This window comes from Veillonellales bacterium, assembly GCA_039680175.1.
Taxonomy (GTDB): domain Bacteria; phylum Bacillota; class Negativicutes; order JAAYSF01; family JAAYSF01; genus JBDKTO01.
The window spans coordinates 1-2,797 of sequence record JBDKTO010000078.1; the positions used below are offsets into that span (position 1 = coordinate 1).

2 protein-coding genes are annotated in these 2,797 nt (G+C 47.6%); both read right to left on the minus strand.

Translation table 11 applies throughout. The annotated features are described in order from the left end of the window. On the minus strand, positions 1-554 hold a 554-nt coding region (locus tag ABFC84_13520), incomplete at its 3' end, for a carboxyl transferase domain-containing protein (protein MEN6413759.1). Between the two features lie 104 nt (positions 555-658). Further along, a complete protein-coding gene (locus ABFC84_13525) occupies positions 659-1,951 on the minus strand; it encodes an SLC13 family permease (GenBank protein ID MEN6413760.1) in 1,293 nt (430 codons plus the stop codon). Positions 1,952-2,797: the final 846 nt, after the last annotated feature.

Below are 2,797 nucleotides of genomic sequence, written 5' to 3' on the forward strand. Positions count from 1 at the left end.
TAGACAAAGTCGGTCAAAGCAGGCGAATATACCGCCCCGCCGGCGCAAGGTCCCATAATGGCGGAAATTTGCGGAATAACGCCGGAAGCCAAGGTATTCCGATAAAAAATCTTGCCATAACCGGACAACGCGTCCACTGCTTCCTGAATCCGGGCCCCGCCGGAATCATTAATACCAATGACCGGCGCGCCCATTTTCAGCGCCATATCCAGCACTTTACAAATTTTAGCGGCGTGCATCTCGCCCAGCGAGCCGCCGACTACGGTAAAATCCTGGGAGAATACATAGACCAGACGGCCGTCCACCGTGCCCCAGCCGGTGATCACCCCTTCAGCGGGCGCCTCGACTTTTTCCATGCCAAAGTTGGTACAGCGATGGGTTACAAATTGGTCCAGCTCCACAAACGTACCGGGATCAAGCAGCTTTTCAATGCGTTCGCGTGCCGTCATTTTGCCCTTGGCATGCTGTTTTTCTATCCGCTTGGGACCACCGGCCGCCATAATTTTTGCGGTTTGTTCCTGCACATTCTTAATTTTATCAAGTGTTGCAGACAAGAAATTCGCACCTCCTTTTTATAGGTACCGGTTTGCCAAGCTGCCTAAGGCAGCTTGGCAAGCCGATAGAGTCGAAAACCTTACAGCTTATAAAACTGCTGTACCTATTGCGCCGGGAAAAACGGCCAAAGTATCGGCAAAAGGATTAAAGATACTATAAAACAGACAACCAATAATCCCGAACCGGCTTTTACGTAATCCATAAATTTGTAGCCGCCCGGTCCAAGCACCAGGGTACAGGGAGCGGAACCAACCGGCGTCAGGAAAGCGCAGGTTGCACCGACGCAGATGGCCATCAGTACCGCATGGGGACTGGCGCCCAGCTCTTTGGCAATTGAAATCCCGATTGGCGCCAGAAGAGCGGTAGTCGCGGTGTTCGTCATAAATTGAGTCAGGGCACAGGATAAAACAAACAGAGCAACAGTAATCATAAGCGGGCTTGGATTAGTTCCGATAAGGCCCATCACCTGATCGGCAATCAGCTTGCCGGCCCCGGTCTTATCCAATGCCGTAGCAACCGGCAGCATACCGGCCAATACAAACAGGGTAACCAAATCAATGGAAGCGTATGCCTGCTTTTCTGTCACACACCCGGTCAGTATGCAGGCGATAGCGCCGATAACAGCCGCATAATACATCGGCACACTTTTCAAATCAAGCGCCATGACAACAAGGACAGCTACAAGGATGATAAATGTGATCCACATCTTTACAGGACTTTTATTGGTTGCAACCGTAGCGGCAGTCTCACTTTGTACTGCTTCGTCCTCTGCACAATTTGAGCCGCTTCTATTGGGTACAAAATTTTTGCCTACAAAAATCATATAGACAAGACCGACGATTGTCAGCGGAATGCCTATCTTGGCAAACTCAAAAAAGCCGAAAGGCCGGTATCCCATAGTTGACAGCATTTCGGAAACAATAATATTGGGCGGCGAACCTACCAGGGTGATTAAACCGCCCAGCCCGGCCGCATAAGCTAACGGCAATAGCTGCCGCGACTGCGAAATCCGGGCCGCCTTGCAGATTCCCTGCACGATCGGCATCATCACTGCTGTGGCGCCGGTATTTGAAGTTACTGAGGAAAGGGCGGCTGTAGTGGCCGTTGTACCGAACAATAAACCTTTTTCGCCTTGCCCGACTTTTGAAACGACCCATTCACCCACTGCTTGCGCTAGACCAGTGTGGAACATGGCTGCACCAATGATGAACATCCCGCCGAACAATACCACAGTAGAATTTGAAAGCCCGGAGAATGCCACTTTCATGGGTAGAATTCCGAGCAAACCCAACGCCATGGCCCCGCCGATGGAAGTAATAGCCATTGGAACGAGTTCCGTAACAAACAAAAGAGCAAGGACCGCAAGAACAATCAGAGTAATAATATCCGGTGTCATTTTTTGTGTTCCTCCTTTTTGTTAAACTCCACGATCAATATCCAATATACCTACCAATGCTTCCCGGTACATGCAGCAGTTTCGCTCAACCTCCCCTCATGAGCGGACAAACAAACGTCTTCATCTGTCCATTCTTCATTAATACTTATGGCTGTTTTAACGTATGGTACCAACGCAAAACCATAAACCCAGATATACCGTTTACTGTCATCGCGGGGATCGACAGCGGCGTGGCGATTTCGGGCGCCGGATTTTCTTGCCTGCTACTCTCTGTAATTCTTTCCTGCCCGCTGCGAAGAACAAGCCGCCTAAAGCTCGAGATTGCTTCACTATCGTTCGCAATGACAAATTGAATTTTTTTAGTATGTAGCCTATAAAATTGATGAACAAGAGAATTTATGATAAACAGCTTTCACTTTCAATGTTATTTTATAATATTTATGTTAATAAGACTATTGTGATAATTTTAACTATTCGTATTCGTGAAGACTATTAAGATAATTTTAGCTATTCATATTCGTAAAGACTATTAAGATAATTTTAGCTATTTTACAGCTATCATAAAAACACCTGAACCGGCAACTCCCCTCAATCCAGATTGCGTATGTGTCTTTCTGTTCAGCAGAAAGGCACATACACCCCGGATTTTACTTTCCTGTCTTGCGCCCATTAGCAAGGCAGCTTATTGCTTAACGACAATTTAATCGAACGCTTTTTTCGATACATACACATAGCCGTCCATAATAGGTTTCGACGTCCGGCTTACACCGGCCTGCACCAGATTCAGACTGCCGTCCGATAATTTCTCCAGACTGATCACAAATTCCAGAATTCCGGAAGGATGTC